Origin of the sequence: Paenibacillus periandrae, assembly GCF_022458865.1 — a bacterium.
Lineage (GTDB): Bacteria > Bacillota > Bacilli > Paenibacillales > NBRC-103111 > Paenibacillus_S > Paenibacillus_S periandrae.
Map to the genome: position 1 here is coordinate 1 of NZ_JAJNMU010000025.1, position 18,228 is coordinate 18,228.

Consider the following 18,228-nt stretch of genomic DNA (forward strand, 5'->3'; position numbering starts at 1 on the left):
TCTTTTTTGAAAAATTCTATAAGATTAAGCTTCATGTAAGCCAATTTATGAAGCGAATCAATCAGCACCCGCTGGATACCGTTGATCGCCTGCTTGTTAGGTTATGATCTTAATTGCGGTCTATATAGTTACTATTTTTTCTAAAATAAATTCTTGCCAGATCATTTGTTCAACGCCCTCCAAACTGTAAGTGCCGCCTCGCTCGCCTCATTAGTAATCTCCATATTTTTAAGAATTTCTGTCGTTTTATCAGAAACACCAAACGTATTATATACACCAAGTGCCTTGTAACTTCCACGATCAAGTTGATGAAAGCCTTCTCCAGAAACAGGATACAAAACATTGTCATGATAGCCATACGTTCGTCCATCAACTGTAAATGTTTCCCCTGATTTTAATGCTTGTCCAGCATTAATTACAGCAACGTCCTGCCCCATATTTACCCATGGTTCAGCAACAGTATTAGTCTCTTTTGCTACTGATTTCTGATTAACTTTAGCTGCAAGATGTCTTTGTCCTGGGCCTTTAAATGAATAATTTTGCAATACAGTTGCATCATTTTGAGCTGTAGGCTCCTGTTGAATAACTGTTAAACTCATTTCTTCTGACACTTGCGAAAATACCGTCATTTGTTGTTGATCAAGCTTCCATTGTTCCGTAAAACCTTCTGATAGCTCTGAATCTGGGTGTTTCTGAGGAATAAAAGGTACTCCATTGGTTCCTGGAACAGTTGGGAAAGGATACACACGTCCTTTTGGGATTACTACACCAATGTGACCAGAAGGATCAACGCATCCCAAAGGTGAATTATTACAATACATATACCCATTCAAACTCAGCGGATTCGTAATATCCCCTTCATACGTATCCTAGTTAATAAAGCGCTCTAATGTTCCGGTAATTGGTTATACCTAAAACAACGATCAATATTAATAATCAAATTAATTTGATTTACTTGTTCAAGAAACATTTCATTAATGAACAATGTCTTTGAATATGAACTGACAGGTGATTTCTCTCTTCTTCGTAAAGCTATAACTCCTACAACATGATTCCTATACTCAGAATTATAAAAAAAGCCCGTTTCATCTCTACTCCATGACCTCTTACCATTAGAGTAATAATGAAATCGTTCTACACCAAACACTGATTCTGAAATATCAATATCATAGTGGTTATCTGCTTCCATAACAATAAAATTTAATTTGTTTGCTGATGCCATCCAAGTAAATGATTTGGCTGCTTTTAAGAGACTATTATAAATTTGCTTCCGATCCTCTCCCGATACGTTAACCATGTTCAAATCACTAGTTGTACCAATTTTCAAGTGTTCAAACACTGATATATTAGGGCTAAGAAAACTATACAAAGCCCTAACCATCTCTTCGTTAGGGTAGTAATTGTTCGTATTATCTTGAAAAGAGTTCCTCTGTTTAATAGTTTCTATGAATGGCTGGACATCTGCTTCAATGAAATTTTCTGAAAACTGAATGCAAATAAACTTCCCCACTTTAATTTTCATTAATTCCTTTTTTATCGTTTCTATAGTTTTCTTCCGCCTGTTTTGACGCTCAGAATCTGATAAATTTTTCACCTGTAAGTAGTATTCGGTTTTATCTCCAGTTAAAACAAAGTCTACAGTACCGTCTAAATAGTCCGGCTCATACTCAATTGTTATACTCTTGTCAATTGTTTTCAAAACCTCAACCGCCAAGTTATGTTCGTCCAAAAAATCCCAGATATTCCGCGAACTATTCTTACAGTTTTCAATGAGTTTCCTATTGACCTTCTCTAATCCATGTTCATAAAGTAGAACCATATTATTTCTAAGCATTTCTATATCCTGTTGCGAATCATTATAGATAGTACGTTCAAACACTAATTGAGCATCTTTCAAAAAAAATTCATCCGTCATTAAATCATCTACACCCCTACTCTTATAAAAATTGAATTATCCAACTTGTGTATCTGGCTTTACATATCCCGTTTTATTCCTCATCATAGCATAAACCACATTAACCAGCTTCCTCATGATACAAATAATCGATTGCTTCTTGGTCTTTCCTGCTGCCAGTTTTGCTTGATAATACTCATAGTAATAAGGATGGTTTGGCTCCCTACTGCCCCGTTTGGCTCCAATCTGGCGGCATGCCAGCCGATAAAACAACTCATGCAGTTCCCTATTCCCCTGCTTGCATTTATAGTGCCTATGGCTATCACCTGAACCGACAAGAATAGGTGCAATACCTGCAAAACACGCAAGACTATCGGCATGTTTGAATCTTCCAATATGACCAATCTCAGCAACAAATGAAGCTGCTGTCACCACATCAATACCATACATCGTTTCAAGTCGATATCCGGTTTCTTTCATCACCACAGCCAATCGTCCCTCGATGGCCTCTAATTCGGTTTTACAGCTTCGGATACGTCTAATATGACTTTGAATGATGAAATCTCGTTCCTCCTGATACTCTCGCTTCGTGGCACCATCTTCATGAATCAACCGCAATATTTTCTCTGCACTTTTCATCGAACATGCGTAATTGCTCGGTTTCTGTAAAAACTCCCTTAACTCCTGAACGGTATAATCAGCCAAGTGATGGGGAGCAGGGAATTGTTCAAAAAAGGCCAATGCTGTTTTACCGTCCAATTCGCTGAAAACTTCCTGTAACTCGGATAATGATGCGCTAATTGTGCATGTAACTGGTTGAGTAACACGGAATGCGTATGGGATACAGCCTTTCATGTTGTCACCAGTTGACCCATTACCCAAATCTGATCAATAGGATTCGCATCAGGTAGACTCTCCAATTTATCTACCAATACATGAGCCACACATTCGGCATCCCATGAGTCCGATTTTTGAACGATTGGATTCGCCTTTCTTACCGCGTTGGGTCTTAAAGGAAAGGCTGATGCAGGCTTGCTTCTTCCGGCATCACTTGAGATTGCGGTAACTTCTTCCTTAAAGCCTTCGACCAAAAATAGAGAAGAACTCATCTTTCACATCGCGCGCGCTCTTTCAAAAAAGTTTACATTCGGTTTTTAGGTGCACGGTGCACCTATGAACAAGAGAAAATGAAGTATGATCTATTGTAGAAAATGATGAAAAGACCAAGACGCCACAAAGTGGTGAACATTGGTCTTTTCTCAACTATCCGCCTCTAGTGCCCTTTAAGAGGTTCAGCCAACATTTTAACGGAATTATACGCTAAAGGCTTTATCGATCGTTAAGTATATAATGATAATTGAATAGGAGGTGCTGTATCTAAGTGGAATTTATAGAAATAGGAATAAAACTATTTGTGTTAATAATATTTGTTTCACTACTCTTTAGTTTGGTAGGGTTCTTAGTCCAAAAATATCTAAGTGACTTCTTTCAAGGTTCTTCTAAAACAATAATAAAAATATTTAGTTTACTTAAAGGAATTTTCCGCTAATGCTTAGCGAATAAAAACGTCAAATTGTTTGCGATACACCTCTTAAAACTAAGTAGTTAATTGAAAAATAGCAATTCAATATTTTCCTTCACCGATTAAGGATACGTTGAACTGATCCTGGATAAAGGGATTCGGATCAAGCCAAGGTTGTATTTTTAGATAAGTGGACTCCTCCGGATAACGTGATATTTTATTGAACACATGGAATGTCATAAGGTTGAAATAGGTGAAGACTGGTTTTTGTTTATACGCATCCAAAACAATAATTCCTTCATGAGCTAAGGAATCTGTTAAAGATTGAAATGCTTCAGCTAATTTTTGTTCTTTGACACTATTCCAAAGAAATCCTTTGAAATCCCAAATAATATGAGCCTCTTGGAGTCCATTTAGTCGCAATGTGTTCTTCAGATGTAGTGCATTTACTGGCTGATTATGATATGTAAGGTTTAATTGATCCTTCTGAATATCTTGGACACGATCATTAGGCGGGTACAAGTCACTCAGTAAGCAAACGATATTATTGTACCTGTTATCATGAAGTATACTGTAACAGAGATCTCTTTCATAACGTCCCTTGCTTGCAGACGGCCCTGCTATCACTAGCTTTTCTTCTGCAGGAGGCATCATGCCACTTTGTTTGACTAGCTCCCAAAGTGTCGGTATGTATTCATTTCGATGATTAAATTGATAAGTAACGTCACTCCACAGAAATAAGGGACCCTCCGGTCCATACCTTAATTGTATTTCTCTTTCTCTATGGTTTTTAAGTTCTTTCTGTATTTTTCGGCCTTTTATTACGTCAATAACCATAATGGAAATAAGAATAAAACATGTTACCAATAGGATTGCTGCAACTGGCATAAATCCCACTAACTCACCAATTGCTACTAAAATGATTGAATAAAATGCTACAACAATACCGATCAAACAGTGAATGGATCTATTCTCTTTTCTAAAGTGACTTTTTATGTTCTCGTCTGTATTTATACTCTTCAAAATATAATCCCCTTAAGGTCATGTCAGTAATTGGTTACTATTAGTTGATGTAACATAGAAGATAAAGATCACAACGGTTCCACAGCGATACCTCGGACAGTGTTCATATATTGCACAATAGGTGGCTGGACCGGGCTCCTGCTGCTGCTCACTAGGATTCAATCATCCACCGTATGTACTCCCCAAAACACCTGCAAATTTACACCCAGAATAATAGTGACAGCTTTCGTGGGAATGTCAGCAGTAGAGATCGCAACTGCCGGAGGCCATGTCCTGATTCTCGCGATCTATCGTTTGGGAGCAAGTGCAACCAAGAAGAGGCGCCGTAGTTGGTGCCCCTGACAGTATATACGTCGCATACGCGTGCAGCCGCCGGGCCACTTCCTCCCAGTCGCCTATATACACTACATGAGCATAGTGGTCGTCTGATAGAGTTCATGTCCGCTGTGATCTCTAATGTACGAGCATTAATTTCGTATATTTCAAAATTCCTAACCCTTATTGAAGCTCGCTTTTCGAAAGAAGATAGTTAATCGCTTGATCGAACGTTAACTTTTTATCAGATGCATATGTCTCAATCTGTTTATAGAGCTTCTTATTATAGTTGGTCCGTTTGCTTATTACTTCACCATCTAATTCAATGTTACCCCCAATTAAAGATAAGTGTCCCTCTAATATAAATTTGTTAAGCAATATCAAATCTTCATTGTTTCCTTCAAATTTCCCTTTCCTACATCGGACAAAGTATGTTTCTTCCTTTTCGAATATTCGAATGTTTTTGGTACCAAGACATCTTACCATTTGTGATAATACATCATTGATCTTTGAAAAAACATCTAATGGCTTTGGAAATGAAAATATTATCGTTCCAATCCTTCTCTCGTATGGTAGATCCAGACATGGTTTTGAAATTGGAAGGTATCCATTCGGTTCCATAATAATATAATTTTCAGTAAGCAATTGAATTGGGTTAACTGAGACTACAACAACTTTCTTATCTTCAAACGTAAATGAATCAAATAGTCGCAAGTTATTTTTATATAATTCGAGTTCCCTCCCTCCTTCTCTTGTAAACTGGGTATGCTCCCTTTTACTAAGGGCCATTTTTAATGCTATGCAATCCGCTCTTCGGAATATACGCCGTTGTTGCTTCCCATATGGGATCCACTGACTAGGTATTCCAGGCGGGTCTGCTTTAGCTAGCAAACCCAAATATTGCTTTGAAATTCCAATAATTTCTGCTGCCTCACTTTGGAAAAGCGAATCAGATCCAAACAACTGATTTAATCTTTCATATTCCTCTTCTGTAAATCGATAACCTCCATCGCTCCTATGAGTATCCGGATTCACGGAATTGAGCATTCCTTTCTCAACCCACAACCTAATAGTATTACTCGATTTTTTAAACTTTTGAGCCATCTCTTTTTGTGATAAATAATTTGACATTTTACTTTACCTCGCAACGAAATGCCTATTTTATGGGTAAATTGACCTAATGAAGATAAGAATAACATATTTAGAAGAGAACTGAATATATAATATTTCCCAATTAATCTAAAATGTAATACCATCTAGATAATTATAAGAGATAGCTTCAATTCAGATTTGGTAAGTTATTTTATGATCTTTGTTAAATCTATTGATGGGCGACGATTAAACTCTGTATTTCTCCATAAATGAAGCTCATTTTCATTAACAGTCAATTTGTAATCGCTTAATGCTGAAGATAGTTTTATATCTACTAGCCCAACCATTTCGTTTAAACCCTTCTCTGTTATAGTACCAAGCTTAATTCTACTATCTTGTCCTTCTTGAAATAGATAATAGAGTTTTCCACTATAATAAAAGGGCTGAGTATATGAGGATCCCTTTAGCTTTTCAATTTTATCTTTCCCATTTTCATAAAAGATATCACCCGATTCATAATTTAAAGTTTTTATAGTATTATTGGAAAAAATTCTTAATTTCTTACTGGACTGATCTATTGATAAATGAACATTTGAACTATAACCCAAAAGAATATTGTTTAGATCTGAAATTTGAAAGAGCCCGTTTGGAACTTCCTCAGTGTAAAGGAAATAAGAATCTTTAACTCCGGAAATCAATCCCAATTTCCCATCGAATCGAGCTACGGCAATAAATTCTTTTTCTTTTGGTGCTGATTTTCTAGCTACATATACTTCTTGAGTCACTGTTTTTCCTCTCTCAAATGAAGATTTTAATATCCCATCAGCAGAACGCCAGTAAAGAGATTCATCATAAAAGAAGTATTGAAAATAAGGATTATCTTTTTTAATATTTTTGAACTGTTGATTCTGGTAAATCCACTTACCAGTATTCAAATCTGCAATAGAATAATAAACGTTCAAAAAAGAACCTACTTGTGAATTTTCGGTCCACAGTAAATAAAAGTAACCATCCTTCTCGTACATATATGGATTAACTCTTCCTGATTTATTGGATAGATTAGAAGGATAATAACTATCATCACCAAAGTTATTTTTAGTAGGCATTACCTCCATTTGATTACTAATAAGAACAGTTTCTGTAGCAGGATCCCAACTCACCTTTTTTCCCGTTGATTCTGAAACAAAACGAAGAGGTATCATAGTGACCCCATTTATTATTTTGGGTTCTGATTCTAGTTCTGATTGTACATTGTTTACGAGCACCGATTTCTTTCCAATGGTCATAACTATCTTCACAAATTCATTAGTACCCGTCACACGTTTACTATTAGGTTCCCAACCCACTTTAAGTCCAAGAGTTTCAAATATTCCTCGAAATGGAACAAGCACGCTTCCGATATCCATAATTGGCGCCTCTTCAAAAACAATAGGGATACCTTGATACTTCACTGTTATTTCACTATCGGCCCATATTGTTTGGCTAAATGATAAGAATAGAAATACTGATAACATTATGCTAATTCGATTTTTCAATATAATACCTACTTTCTTTAATTAGAGAGTTACATCGAAGTTATTATTCACACAATTCCACACTATTTTTTATCCATAGTTTAAGGAATATCAATAAGATCACCTTTAACCCAACTAGACTATCTATTAGTAATATTAATTCCTATAGAACTTCCATTCAAATATCTAATTACCCATAAATCCGAAGCCTTTTCAAACAAATAACACAACAACACTTAAGTGATTACCGGTGTTGCTATATAACGAACAACTTTATTTTTCCCAGTTGTCTTGGCTTGATACATAGCTTTATCTGCTTGTGTAATTAATTCATCATGAGAAATACCATCCTCTCTGTAGCTGTAACCTATACTGGCCGTAACACCTGGATTTGTTTCTTTTTCAATTCTGAAACGAATACGTTCCGTAAGCTGTTTCATCTCAATTTTTTTATCTCGTATGAGTGCTACCATTTCTTCTCCACCATATCTTGCAGCTATTCCTATTCCATCTACTTCCTCTCTAAAAATAGAGGCAACTTGCTTTAATACTTCATCACCTGCCTTATGCCCTTTTGTATCATTAAGTTTTTTAAAATTATCTATATCAATAAATATAATAGATACTGATTGGCCGGCTTTAACTGACTTTTCAACGTTCTCATATAGATGTCGACGATTAAATAGCCCTGTAAGGGCATCGGTTATAGATTGCATATACGATTTCTGCATAACTTCAATTACTCTCTCCAATAAAATAAAGAACAGGATGGAATAGGATAGTACTGGAAGTACTTTCACTAGAAAAGATACCCATAATGAATTTTCATGTTGTTTATATTCGCTCCAAACTTGTAGTCCTTCTATTACAAAAAAGGTAAAAATAGCCCACCGAAATTTATGATCGGAACCTATATGTCTGCCAAATATAAACCAAATAGTCAAGAGAAATGCCATCACGAATCCAATTTGTACCCAATCATTCAGAAAAACTATTCCAAAAGCAGCAGCGCATAATGTGTAAAAGATCCATTGGATATGCGCTACATTAGTATGGTATAGCTGATATAGTCCTAGTATAAGCAGAAAAAACGCACAATCTCCTAAAGCTGTTATACTCCTTTCAATCCAGATCAGATATGAACTTTCAGAAGTCATAAATGAATGAGAGATAGAGATACCATGATCTATCAATGTTAGAACTAAAGCAATTGAAAGCGTTAAGTATGACTTCTTTCGTCGTCGTTTGAATAAATTAATGGAAATTAACAACATTAACAAAAAGATCGGCAGTAATATCAATGAAGATATTACTGTACCCTGAAGACCAAAAAAAAGTTCTAAAAACTTCATATCAATCACCTCAACTGATTAATGACCCCTATAGCTGACTCATACTTCCTCTTCACGATAAAATCGAACAAAAAAAGGGCACACCAATATTCTGGCGTGCCCTTGAGTCATTCTCCCAAGGCATTAGATTTATCATAATTATAGTTGAAGGCTTATCATATTGGCAATAACTTAGTTTACCATTTCAAAAATTTTATTATATTTTCTTCCATATTTTCTAGAGTTATATATACAAGAAACAGTCGTTCGCATCAATAACTAATTGTCGAGCCCTATGAAGAAAGGGCCGAAGTTTTGCTTTAATGAGCAATCGGTTGTGCTAACCTCCACAATTCATCTTCAGAGCTATCATAGCACCGGCTTTCTTCAGGATCTACGGGACCAGCGTAGGTCACTAATCGATGCCCTGCCGTCGGTTAAACTGGCTGAGGCACATCAAGCCTGCTTCCAGATTGCTTTGGCAGCCGCTGCCTTAATGGACTGAAGTTCATTGATCTCCCAAAGAATTTAATCTAATGCTGGGTTCTATATTACTTTTAGATATCTTAGATATTAAAGATATCTAAGCTAATTATAATAAAAATTGATATCTATTTAATTCTTTTTCTTATATCTACCTTCGCTTGTGGAAGGACATGCAGCGCGTGCTGCAGCATCCCGATCCGCCATTTTCGTCGTGCTCCGACGCCTTGCCGTCGGTTGACTGGCTGAGCAACATCAAACGAGATTGCTTTGGACATCGTTGCCTTAACGGACTGAAAGCACAGTGAACACCCCAAGATTTCTACTTAATGGGAGTATCCATTTACATTAGATATCTAAGATATTTTGAATATCTAATAATACAATCATCAATATAGATATCTATTTAATTCTTTTGCTTACGACTGCCTTCGCTTGTGGAAGGACCAAACGTATGCGGCGGTTACCTGCCTGATCCACCGTTTCCGTCGTGCTCCCGATCGATTGCGGTGGCTGCATCCGGATGAATCGGGAGAGCGCGCTGCTGCTCCTTCCGCCAGTGCGACCGATTGCACAGCCCGCTTCCGGATTGAACCAGAAATGTGTGCGGCGGCGGACCCCTCTTCCACTGCCGGTTGCGTGCCCCGGTCAATTGACGCGGCTCGCTTCTGGAAGAACCACGAGCAAGCTGCTGCTTCTCCATACGCCGCTGCCGATCGATTCCGTCTATACTCTTCCAAAACAACGCAGTTCCTCTTCCGCCGCGGTCTCTGAATTACTCCGATCAATTGAACTCCTCTATACGCTCGCTACTGCCGGCGGGCTCTGATAAGTCTTTTGTGAAAACAGAAAACGAAAAGAGCCGATCCATTGATAGGGATCGGCTCTTTTCGATATCATGTTAATCTCGCTTCCATTTTATACAACATATTTAAAGTAGAGCTTTGAATACTTTGTATGATGCCCTATTACTCCTGATCCGATAGTTTTTACTCATTGATTATAACTGGCTCTTTGGCTCAAGTTCAGATATAATTGCTTTTGCCATATTGAGCAAATGCCTTTCTTTATCATTCCATCCTCTATTTCATCCCTCCTTCAAAAATGGTTATCTGCATATTTTGCTGCGCTTTAACTACTCGTGTTCTTTATGTTCTACTCTCCTATAGTCATAACCTTTATCTATTATCAAAGTGAATTAATATAATCTTCTGCTTCATGAGGTGTAAATCCATATATTTTCTGAGCTATTTTAATTGCTTTCATTTTCTTGCCTTGTGCAAGGAAACTCCGAATCTCACTATCTATAGGGTTTTTTAGGTCCATCTCTTTAACAATAAGATGTAACATATCAATTGTGTATTTTTGTCGCATTAATACGATTCTGAAAAATACTGTCATTGAAATGATTATGATAATACTCCACATCATAATTAATAAATTAATCGAAAGATTGGACATAAAACTTCCTCCTAGTAATTCGATTTACTTGATAATAACACATTAATAAATATTTAGTAAATATAGTCAATTATACCTATACCTATATACAACTAAGTTAATCTATGTAAATATTAACAATGTAATTAAAATATGGTTATATATGGAGGTTAAGGAAATGAAGAAAAGTAAAAAAATCTTATCTACTACGTTGTTGTCCTCAGTGTTAGTATTAAGTATGCTAACAGCACCAGTTGCATATGCTGCTTCTGCACCGATTGACTCTCCACAATCTATAACAACTAAAGAAGGGGTTACAGTTACAACCTCGATTCTGAAAGAAACTGCAGATGAAAGAACTGTAAAAGTCATATACGGAAATGAAGTTTCTGTTGTGACTTACGACAAAGTTAAAAATATATTCACTGTACAGGAGAATAATAACCCGATTGTTAGCTTCACTGGGAAATCACCGCAAAACATTAATCCATCCATAACTCCATTCGCATTTGGGGATTTAATATCTTCAGGTTTTGAAAATTGGTGGGGATCCAGTTATAAGGTATTTGATCAAAGTCCTCAGTGGTCAAACTTATGGGATATCAGTATATCTTCCTCGCCAGTATATTCAGTTGACGAAACATCCGCTAATTTCAGTAATTTAAGTTATTTTAGAACAGCAGTAGATGCTACAAAAACTGCCGAAATTTCAGCAATTGCAGCTTTAGGTATAGGTGGAACAGCTGTTATTGCAGGCGTAGTGGCCGCCCCTGCAACATCAGGGGCATCAACCATTATTGGAATTGCAATTGCTGCTGGAGCCTCAATAACTGCTGGTACTTATTGCTGGAATGCATTCTCAGCGCATAATGATGCGAAATATTACATCTCATATGTAATCTAAGACATAACCATGTATAAAATTCTTTTTAATATGTACAAGCCATTTTCATAGCGTGATTTGATGGAGAAAAATAAGTAACAAGAAGACCGCTATCTTATCTAGATAGCGGTCTTCTTGTTACCCTCAATAATACAGAAACCCCAGTTAAAATGAGGAGTATCTTTACACCGTGGTTCATATATGGCTTCTACATTGGCATATAACTATATTTCGTTAATACTAGAATCACTCTTTCATTTTAATCAATAATCCCGTTATGTACTCTCCCATCATAATGCTGATTCGTGATCGCACTACATCTCTCATTATAGCGAAAGGATATTCATAGCCGCGGCACAAATATTTATAGTGCAGGTCCTCATCAGGACGAACATCTTCGAAAACCTTGATTTTTCTTGCCTTCAGCTCATTTTTGTTCTTCACCATTTCTGTATGGATGCGATTCATGAGAATTTGCGTGGCTGCTATGTAATATTTGCGCAGCATGTTCGTTGATACTTCAAACTCTTTCCCGTTCTTCTCTACCATAGTAAGCATCATAGGCAGCAAAATCGAATTGAGTATCATTTCATGTTCTTCAGCTGTTGGCTTTTGTACCTGCTTTACTTCCGGCTCTGGATTTTGTCGTGCAATTAAGGCTTCCTTATGCTGCGGAAGCATCATCCTAGAAGACTCCCATCTACCGTTACCCTCCAGTTTTTTACTCATTTGTAGTGGCCTCCTATTCTCAGCGCTCTATGCTGTGCTTGCCCTGCTTTGCTAAACGATGAAGCTCGTGCAATTGCCGCACTACCGAATCGATCTTTTATTAAATCAGTAGCTTTCTCCAGCGCCCGCTGCCTCTCCTGATCCTCGAACATGGTGATCTGGTACTCTTCATCTTTGACCAGACCGCTTATTGTCACCCCTGCTCTGCGAACGGGCATGCCGTCCCAAAACTGATAGAATAGTTGTTGTGGTTCTTTTTACCTATATTTGTTATATTTGGATTCTAAACAAATTAAATCAACTATTGGAGGCTACTCAATGAAATTCGGTAAAATACTTATCTTATCTGCAATCATTGCTGCTTTAGTGGTACCGACATCCGTATCGGCCAAGAAATACAATCCCAACCATGGACCTACACATACAGTCAGCGGTTACACCAAGAAGGACGGCACCAAAGTTCAGTCGTATCAGCGCACAAAAGCAAATAACACGAAATCAGACAATCTGTACATTGACTAGTTAAGGCCCTTCGGGGCTTTTATATTTTGTGTATTAGTAACTGGGTAAGATTGTTGTAATTAACGGATATATATTGAATACGTCTGATAAAAAAGAGGAATTGAGATGAAATGTATCGGTTGCCAGCTTGCTAATAAAGTAATTGATGCCAACATTATTTACGAAAATGGGTTAGTGACTTCTATCTTGGATATTGCACCCTTAAATGAAGGCCATATTTTAATACTTCCAAAAAAACATTATCATGATGTCGATGATTTGGACGAAAGCACCGCTAATGAGATAATGAAAACATCAGCAATGTTAGCAAGAGTATTAAAGAAACAGTTTCAACCTGATGGAGTAACCATTATTCAGAATGGTGGTAAATTCAATGATTTAACTCATTATCACATGCATGTCTTTCCACGTTATGTTTCAGATGGATTTGCATGGGTGGAACCATTGGACTCTACAAATGCAAAAGTAATCAATCAACAGTTGTAACGCGAAAAACCTCGAAAATTTAATTAAGTAGGATGTTCTATCCAAACAAATACCCTCAATCTAAAGAAAGAGGGTTTTAGTCATGTGGCTATTGCGCAATCTTCTTCTCGATCGTTTCAAATCCCTTAGTGTCATTCCACATCTTTTCAAATTGTTCCGTAAACGACTTAGCTACCTCTTCGCCTCGCATGACCATCAGAACCTCATCATTCGTCGTACTTGCTGCTTTGGAATAGTTGAACGAGCCCGAGGTTGCGACCTTCTTATCAACAATTGTGATCTTCAAATGCATCAAGCCACTATGTTTATTGATTTTCATCGGAATCCCCGCACTACCTAATATTTTTGCCGCCTCACCTTGCGATTTGCCGTCGACTTGCGACTTGTCCGTGATAAGACGAACACTTACACCGCGCTTCTTGGCCTCCTTGATCGCCGCTACGATATCCGGATGAGTTAAGCTGTAGATCGCAATATCCAGCGTTTGAGTTGCTGAGTTGATCACATTGACCAGTGCCTTTTCTGGATGCTGCCCGGACCGAGTAAAGTAGTATTCATTCACCTGCTGTCCTGCTACTATAGTTGCCGGTTGCGATTGAGTTATTTCCTGAGATGCTTTGGCTAAGTCTATGTCAGACTCATCTGTTTCATTAGTCTTTTTCGAAGAGCAGCCTGCCAGCATAATGATGATTGCCAATGAAATAAGTCCTATTAATCTTTTCATAGTACACCCCTTGGAAGTTTATAGAGTTATTATTACACGAACATACATTTGCGTGCAAACAAAAAAAAGCCCTCGATCCCGAAGGATGAGGGCTAACTGACCTAATCATTATTTATGTTATTATTCAGTCGGTGGTTGATTTTACGAAGCTCCAACTCGATATTCTCAAGAGACTTCTTATTGTGGTTTGAGTTTTTCACTAATACTACTGCTACATAAATAATAAAAACCCATAATGCCAACATTAATATTAGGATAATCGCATTAATAAATGAAAATACTGCCAATTGTGAGCACACTCCTTTATTCAGTTATTATCACTAGCGTTGCATAAACCTACGAAGCAAGAGATAAACAACTCATATCGATGTTATCGAAAATATTCTGAATTTAATAATTTACCTCTAGAACCAAAGAGTTGATCTCCCATTAAAGGTAGCTCTGTCCATTTGGTAATTATATGGAAATTAATATTAACGACGCTTTTGCCTACCTTGAGAAGTACGACTAGGTTGCCTTTTAATGTGATCTAGCCATTTACTTGATGGCTTCCAAAGCAATGCTTTTAGCCAGCGGTACAAAGTTAACAGTGTGTGCGTTGTTCCTGTTTCTTGTTTGATGAATACAAGCAAGCAAAATGCGATAAGCTGATCCAGACTTGATTCATGACAGCTTGTTCACTGGTTCCGTAAAACGACTTGATTCGGATATGTTGCTTCATCCATTTGAAGAAGGTCTCTATAGCCCAACGTTTACGGTACATGTCACCGATTTCATCTGCTTCGAGGTCGAATCGATTCGTAACAATTGAGAGTAGGTTTCCTTCTGAATCTGTCGTATGAACCAAGCGCACGACATTCTCCATCCGTTTCTGTGGCGTGCCCACGTAGACCATTTGATCAGATATAACCTTGCTTTCTACGGGTAGTTTGAAGGCGTGAATAGGCCGTATACCGGCATTTTTCTTGAGCCTGGAAACGAAGAAAACACCCGTGTCGCAGTAACGATCAAACGCCGCGTAATCGACATATCCACGGTCGAAAACGTAAGTAGCTCCGACCTCATCAATGAGTGCATCCATCTGGGTGCGATCATTTTTTTTAGCTGGCGTTACAACCGCTTCTTCGGGAATAACATCATTTTCGCTAATAAAGACCAGGCGCAAGTGCACCTTGATCCCTGCCTTTGTCTTTCGAAAGACGGCCCATTTATACTTTTGCAAACAAAGTCCGATGGTGGTTGAATCAATGATTTTGAAGTCATTCCGGTGCTTTGTGGAACTTGCATCTTTTAAAATCCGGGCAACAAGATCTGCAAAAATCTGCTCTAGCAACGAAGAATCGACCTGATTATGTTTACGACATAATTGTGCAGCTGATATCGCCATTGTAAAGGATTTTTTTGTACTTGAAATTAATAAAGACAGAAGATTATGAACATTCAGAGAAAATTAATGCAACGCTAGTGAGTTATTATACATAGTTAAATCCTGGAAAACAAAAAAGCCTTCGATCCCTAACTCCCATGGCTTTCTACTTTCCAAATATCGAGGAACGGTATTTTAGTCGCATTTCCATATCTACTTATATGTACTATCCTTGTTCGGGCATCCATAATTGTGATCAGTCCACGCACTTATTATGTAGCTGCCCATAGTCAGCAGTACTTCTTGGTTTTCTCGCTGGGCCTCTATCAACTTCACTCCAAGCTCTTCTAATTCGAATTCTCCCCGTTTCGAGTCCGGCTTGGGTAGTCTTTACAGGAGAAGCCGATTCAATAATATCGGGTGCAATTTTGTTAACTGGACTGTCACTTTCTAAAGAGGATTTTTTGCTCCCACACATATTGCAGAATAAACTTCCATCTGGCATTTCATTGCCGCAATTCCTGCACGTAATCTTTATTTTGCTCCCGCACATATTACAGAATAAACTACCATCTGGTAATTCATTGTGGTAATTTCTGCACGAAATCACTATTTGGACCTCCCTATATCTTCCGTTAGTTTAGTATTCGGCCAATCTACTGCTTTGTTGTAGGGAAAGAGGGCTTGAATACTTTTACATTGCTTTGGCATGCCTACATTTGGGGAATGAGCTACACCCCAAAAACTCACCTTTCGGGCCCTTGCGTAAAACCATTGCACTCCCACATTTGGAACATGTTATTCCTGCAGGCGTTATTTCCTGATCGATTTTCAAAGTAATCGGTGTGCCAGCAGTTGGATTCATTTTCAAAACGAACTCGATTAATCCCTCGCGGCTGATCAGCCTGACGTTGTTAGATTTAGCCAGCACTTGAGCAGCATCAGTGTAGTCGCTGTTGGTAATGACCCAAGCCTCAGAAGCCTTGTAATGAGCTATAGCACCAACAACCTCTTGCACTGCTTTAATACCGACATTACTTTTAAAACGTTTAGCTTGGACAACAATTAATTTGCCTGCTTTGGCAATCACAAGATCGGCTCCATAATCTCCACTAGCTTGAGTCACCTTTACTTCATAGTTATGCTTTTTGAACAGTTCACCCAGGTACAACTCAAATTCCCGACCATCCATCTTGTCAATATCGGCAATTCCAGAACGTCGGAGTTTTTCCTTATAGTCCATCTTCCTGATAATCATTGCAACTGTTACGGCGACAAAAGCCACGGCCGCAACACCAAAAGAGGTGGATAGCGATTTAGTTAAGTAATAGGTTCCGAAAAATGACCCAAAAGTGAATAACCCGAAAACCCCATTAATAAATTCATCTTCTTGCTTTGCTTTACTTTTTCGTCTAGCCATACAATGTTTCCTTTCTTATTTCAGATATTCCATATTTCGACAATGTGATATAAATCCCCTTCTTTATCCAGTTATGAAAAGTTATCTTAACGAGGTATGGTACTATATTCCTATATTTGGTATAGTTGGGTTTGATATATTAAAACAAAGAGGAGTTTAAAAAATTGCGAAAACGTGTGAGATTTTTAGTTGTGATTATCATGATAATTTCGTTTATACCCACAGTTCATGCTGAGACGAATCCTGACTATGAAATAAATGTCATTGAACTAGATTACGAATCATACAACTTTAACGGTTTCAGTGAAGGACTTGCCGCGGTTAGAAAATCTGACAAATGGGGGTTTATTGACAAAAGTGGCAAAGAAGTTATTAAATTTAGTGACTATGATCAAGTTGGAGATTTTAATGATGGACTTGCTGGGGTATGGAAAAATAAGAAATGGGGATTTATTGATAAGACTGGGAAGGAAGTTATAGTCCCTCAATATGAAGCATACAAGAAAGTTAATGACGAAAGCTTTATAAGGGTTAAGATGAATAACAAATGGGGGTATATTGATAAGACAGGTTATGAAGTCGTAACCCCACAGTATGATGAAATTACCGATATTACCATTGGGGGTTCTGAGTCTCTAAGAGCGGCATACCTAAATAGGGTCAAAAAAGATGGTAAATGGGGGTATATTGATAAGACGGGTTATGAAGTGATACCGCCCCAATATGATGATGCCAGATTTTTCAGTAATGGTTATTCCGTGGTTCGAAAAGACGATAGCTGGCTATTAATAGATAATGTAGGAAATGAGATTATGGAGTTACCGCTATATGATGATTACAGGAATTTTAACGAAGATCGACTTGCCTTTCAGAAAGACGAGAAATGGGGATACCTGGATGGATTGGGTAAAGAAGTTATAAAACCTCAATATGATGTTGCAGACGATTTCGAGGGTGGAATTGCAAGAGTTGTAAAAGGTCCGGGTCAAATTGGCTTTATCGATAAATCAAATCATGTTGTCATTAAGCTGCAACATGCTAATATCACAGATAACAGTGAAGGTATTGTTGCATTATTTACATATACTACAATGGGTCTGTTTAATACAAAAGAGCCAGAAAAAAAAGTTGTTATGGTTCCGTATAAGGGCTTAGGTGGCGATATGCATGATGGCCTTATTATAGTAGTGAAGGATAATAAAAGAGGTCTTATTAACAGAGAAGGAATTGAAATTATTCCACCTCAATATGATGGTTTTTGGGAATTCAGTGATGGTCTTGCAAGAGTACAGAAAGATAATAAATATGGTTTGGTCGACAAGACAGGAAATGAAGTCGTAGAGTTGAAATACGATAGGGTAACACCATTCCATGAAGGCGTCGCTTTTGCCAGAGAAGGAAAAAAAATGTACCTAATAAATATTAACTTTCTTAATTGAATTAAATAGAACCATGATCAATGTTTTAGGACTGGTTTTTTTAAA

General features: G+C 37.6%; 20 protein-coding genes and 1 pseudogene. 5 read left to right on the forward strand and 16 right to left on the reverse strand.

The annotated features are described in order from the left end of the window. Positions 1-161 precede the first annotated feature (161 nt). The 8 genes from LRL21_RS34045 to LRL21_RS34080 all read right to left on the reverse strand — a co-directional run bounded on the left by LRL21_RS34045 (position 162) and on the right by LRL21_RS34080 (position 8,712). Positions 162-833 (reverse strand): RHS repeat-associated core domain-containing protein, encoded by a 672-nt coding sequence (locus LRL21_RS34045; protein WP_240420264.1) that lies wholly within the window; start codon positions 831-833, stop codon positions 162-164. 53 nt (positions 834-886) lie between these two features. After that, positions 887-1,915: a hypothetical protein gene (locus LRL21_RS34050; RefSeq protein ID WP_240420265.1), complete on the reverse strand. Its 1,029-nt coding sequence runs from the start codon at positions 1,913-1,915 to the stop codon at positions 887-889. 36 nt (positions 1,916-1,951) lie between these two features. Continuing rightward, complete coding sequence (locus LRL21_RS34055; protein WP_240420266.1) at positions 1,952-2,653, reverse strand: transposase; 702 nt, start codon at positions 2,651-2,653, stop codon at positions 1,952-1,954. A gap of 92 nt (positions 2,654-2,745) precedes the next feature. Beyond that, complete coding sequence (locus LRL21_RS34060) at positions 2,746-3,003, reverse strand: hypothetical protein (RefSeq protein WP_240420267.1); 258 nt, start codon at positions 3,001-3,003, stop codon at positions 2,746-2,748. A 515-nt stretch (positions 3,004-3,518) separates the two neighbouring features. Further along, a complete protein-coding gene (locus LRL21_RS34065) occupies positions 3,519-4,439 on the reverse strand; it encodes a hypothetical protein (RefSeq protein WP_240420268.1) in 921 nt (306 codons plus the stop codon). 498 nt (positions 4,440-4,937) lie between these two features. Next, positions 4,938-5,885: a MerR family transcriptional regulator gene (locus LRL21_RS34070; RefSeq protein ID WP_240420269.1), complete on the reverse strand. Its 948-nt coding sequence runs from the start codon at positions 5,883-5,885 to the stop codon at positions 4,938-4,940. Between the two features lie 167 nt (positions 5,886-6,052). Beyond that, positions 6,053-7,360 carry a copper amine oxidase N-terminal domain-containing protein gene (locus LRL21_RS34075; protein WP_240420270.1) on the reverse strand — a complete coding sequence of 436 codons (1,308 nt, stop codon included), beginning with the start codon at positions 7,358-7,360 and terminating at the stop codon, positions 6,053-6,055. Positions 7,361-7,596: 236 nt separating this feature from the next. Beyond that, positions 7,597-8,712, reverse strand: a complete 1,116-nt coding sequence (locus LRL21_RS34080; RefSeq protein ID WP_240420271.1) for a GGDEF domain-containing protein — start codon at positions 8,710-8,712, stop codon at positions 7,597-7,599. 274 nt (positions 8,713-8,986) lie between these two features. Here LRL21_RS34080 and LRL21_RS34085 point away from each other — a divergent pair, with 274 nt between their 5' ends. Next, positions 8,987-9,196, forward strand: a complete 210-nt coding sequence (locus tag LRL21_RS34085) for a hypothetical protein (RefSeq protein WP_240420272.1) — start codon at positions 8,987-8,989, stop codon at positions 9,194-9,196. Positions 9,197-9,637: 441 nt separating this feature from the next. Here the strand turns inward: LRL21_RS34085 and LRL21_RS34090 are convergent, their stop codons facing one another. After that, positions 9,638-9,919 (reverse strand): hypothetical protein, encoded by a 282-nt coding sequence (locus LRL21_RS34090; RefSeq protein ID WP_240420273.1) that lies wholly within the window; start codon positions 9,917-9,919, stop codon positions 9,638-9,640. 443 nt (positions 9,920-10,362) lie between these two features. Continuing rightward, positions 10,363-10,635, reverse strand: coding sequence for a hypothetical protein (locus LRL21_RS34095; protein WP_240420274.1), 273 nt, complete (start codon positions 10,633-10,635; stop codon positions 10,363-10,365). A gap of 157 nt (positions 10,636-10,792) precedes the next feature. Between LRL21_RS34095 and LRL21_RS34100 the strand changes: the two genes are divergently transcribed. After that, on the forward strand, positions 10,793-11,518 hold the full coding sequence (locus LRL21_RS34100; protein ID WP_240420275.1) for a geobacillin-26 family protein: 726 nt from the start codon (positions 10,793-10,795) through the stop codon (positions 11,516-11,518). 225 nt (positions 11,519-11,743) lie between these two features. Here LRL21_RS34100 and LRL21_RS34105 read toward each other — a convergent pair whose 3' ends face one another. After that, positions 11,744-12,226 (reverse strand): YhjD family protein, encoded by a 483-nt coding sequence (locus LRL21_RS34105; protein ID WP_240420276.1) that lies wholly within the window; start codon positions 12,224-12,226, stop codon positions 11,744-11,746. Next, positions 12,223-12,474 (reverse strand): annotated as a pseudogene (gene polYB, locus LRL21_RS34110) (DNA polymerase IV); the annotation flags it as partial. The pseudogene polYB and the gene LRL21_RS34105, both read right to left, overlap by 4 nt. A gap of 70 nt (positions 12,475-12,544) precedes the next feature. Here polYB and LRL21_RS34115 point away from each other — a divergent pair. Then, positions 12,545-12,748: a hypothetical protein gene (locus LRL21_RS34115; RefSeq protein ID WP_240420277.1), complete on the forward strand. Its 204-nt coding sequence runs from the start codon at positions 12,545-12,547 to the stop codon at positions 12,746-12,748. A gap of 105 nt (positions 12,749-12,853) precedes the next feature. Beyond that, a complete protein-coding gene (locus LRL21_RS34120; protein WP_240420278.1) occupies positions 12,854-13,234 on the forward strand; it encodes an HIT family protein in 381 nt (126 codons plus the stop codon). Positions 13,235-13,322: 88 nt separating this feature from the next. Here LRL21_RS34120 and LRL21_RS34125 read toward each other — a convergent pair whose 3' ends face one another. The 4 genes from LRL21_RS34125 to LRL21_RS34135 all read right to left on the reverse strand — a co-directional run bounded on the left by LRL21_RS34125 (position 13,323) and on the right by LRL21_RS34135 (position 16,744). Further along, positions 13,323-13,958: a phospholipase D family nuclease gene (locus LRL21_RS34125; protein ID WP_240420279.1), complete on the reverse strand. Its 636-nt coding sequence runs from the start codon at positions 13,956-13,958 to the stop codon at positions 13,323-13,325. A 583-nt stretch (positions 13,959-14,541) separates the two neighbouring features. Next, on the reverse strand, positions 14,542-15,345 hold the full coding sequence (locus LRL21_RS34130) for an IS4 family transposase (RefSeq protein WP_240420280.1): 804 nt from the start codon (positions 15,343-15,345) through the stop codon (positions 14,542-14,544). Positions 15,346-15,580: 235 nt separating this feature from the next. Then, entirely contained in the window at positions 15,581-15,934 is a 354-nt protein-coding gene (locus LRL21_RS46990) for a zinc-ribbon domain-containing protein (RefSeq protein WP_420832524.1), read from the reverse strand. An 84-nt stretch (positions 15,935-16,018) separates the two neighbouring features. Further along, positions 16,019-16,744 (reverse strand): restriction endonuclease, encoded by a 726-nt coding sequence (locus LRL21_RS34135; RefSeq protein ID WP_240420281.1) that lies wholly within the window; start codon positions 16,742-16,744, stop codon positions 16,019-16,021. 164 nt (positions 16,745-16,908) lie between these two features. Between LRL21_RS34135 and LRL21_RS34140 the strand changes: the two genes are divergently transcribed. Continuing rightward, positions 16,909-18,183 (forward strand): WG repeat-containing protein, encoded by a 1,275-nt coding sequence (locus LRL21_RS34140; protein ID WP_240420282.1) that lies wholly within the window; start codon positions 16,909-16,911, stop codon positions 18,181-18,183. The last annotated feature ends 45 nt before the right edge of the window (positions 18,184-18,228 follow it).

Excerpts from the sequence above, each read along its gene's own strand:
- LRL21_RS34070 (WP_240420269.1), bottom strand. The coding sequence starts at position 5,885 with ATGTCAAATTATTTATCACAAAAAGAGATGGCTCAAAAGTTTAAAAAA.
- LRL21_RS34115 (WP_240420277.1), top strand. The coding sequence starts at position 12,545 with ATGAAATTCGGTAAAATACTTATCTTATCTGCAATCATTGCTGCTTTA.
- LRL21_RS34135 (WP_240420281.1), bottom strand. The coding sequence starts at position 16,744 with ATGGCTAGACGAAAAAGTAAAGCAAAGCAAGAAGATGAATTTATTAAT.
- LRL21_RS34125 (WP_240420279.1), bottom strand. The coding sequence starts at position 13,958 with ATGAAAAGATTAATAGGACTTATTTCATTGGCAATCATCATTATGCTG.
- LRL21_RS34095 (WP_240420274.1), bottom strand. The coding sequence starts at position 10,635 with ATGTCCAATCTTTCGATTAATTTATTAATTATGATGTGGAGTATTATC.
- LRL21_RS34050 (WP_240420265.1), bottom strand. The coding sequence starts at position 1,915 with ATGACGGATGAATTTTTTTTGAAAGATGCTCAATTAGTGTTTGAACGT.
- LRL21_RS34075 (WP_240420270.1), bottom strand. The coding sequence starts at position 7,360 with ATGTTATCAGTATTTCTATTCTTATCATTTAGCCAAACAATATGGGCC.
- LRL21_RS34080 (WP_240420271.1), bottom strand. The coding sequence starts at position 8,712 with ATGAAGTTTTTAGAACTTTTTTTTGGTCTTCAGGGTACAGTAATATCT.
- LRL21_RS34130 (WP_240420280.1), bottom strand. The coding sequence starts at position 15,345 with ATGGCGATATCAGCTGCACAATTATGTCGTAAACATAATCAGGTCGAT.
- LRL21_RS34105 (WP_240420276.1), bottom strand. The coding sequence starts at position 12,226 with ATGAGTAAAAAACTGGAGGGTAACGGTAGATGGGAGTCTTCTAGGATG.
- LRL21_RS34100 (WP_240420275.1), top strand. The coding sequence starts at position 10,793 with ATGAAGAAAAGTAAAAAAATCTTATCTACTACGTTGTTGTCCTCAGTG.
- LRL21_RS34085 (WP_240420272.1), top strand. The coding sequence starts at position 8,987 with ATGAAGAAAGGGCCGAAGTTTTGCTTTAATGAGCAATCGGTTGTGCTA.
- LRL21_RS34120 (WP_240420278.1), top strand. The coding sequence starts at position 12,854 with ATGAAATGTATCGGTTGCCAGCTTGCTAATAAAGTAATTGATGCCAAC.
- LRL21_RS34060 (WP_240420267.1), bottom strand. The coding sequence starts at position 3,003 with ATGAGTTCTTCTCTATTTTTGGTCGAAGGCTTTAAGGAAGAAGTTACC.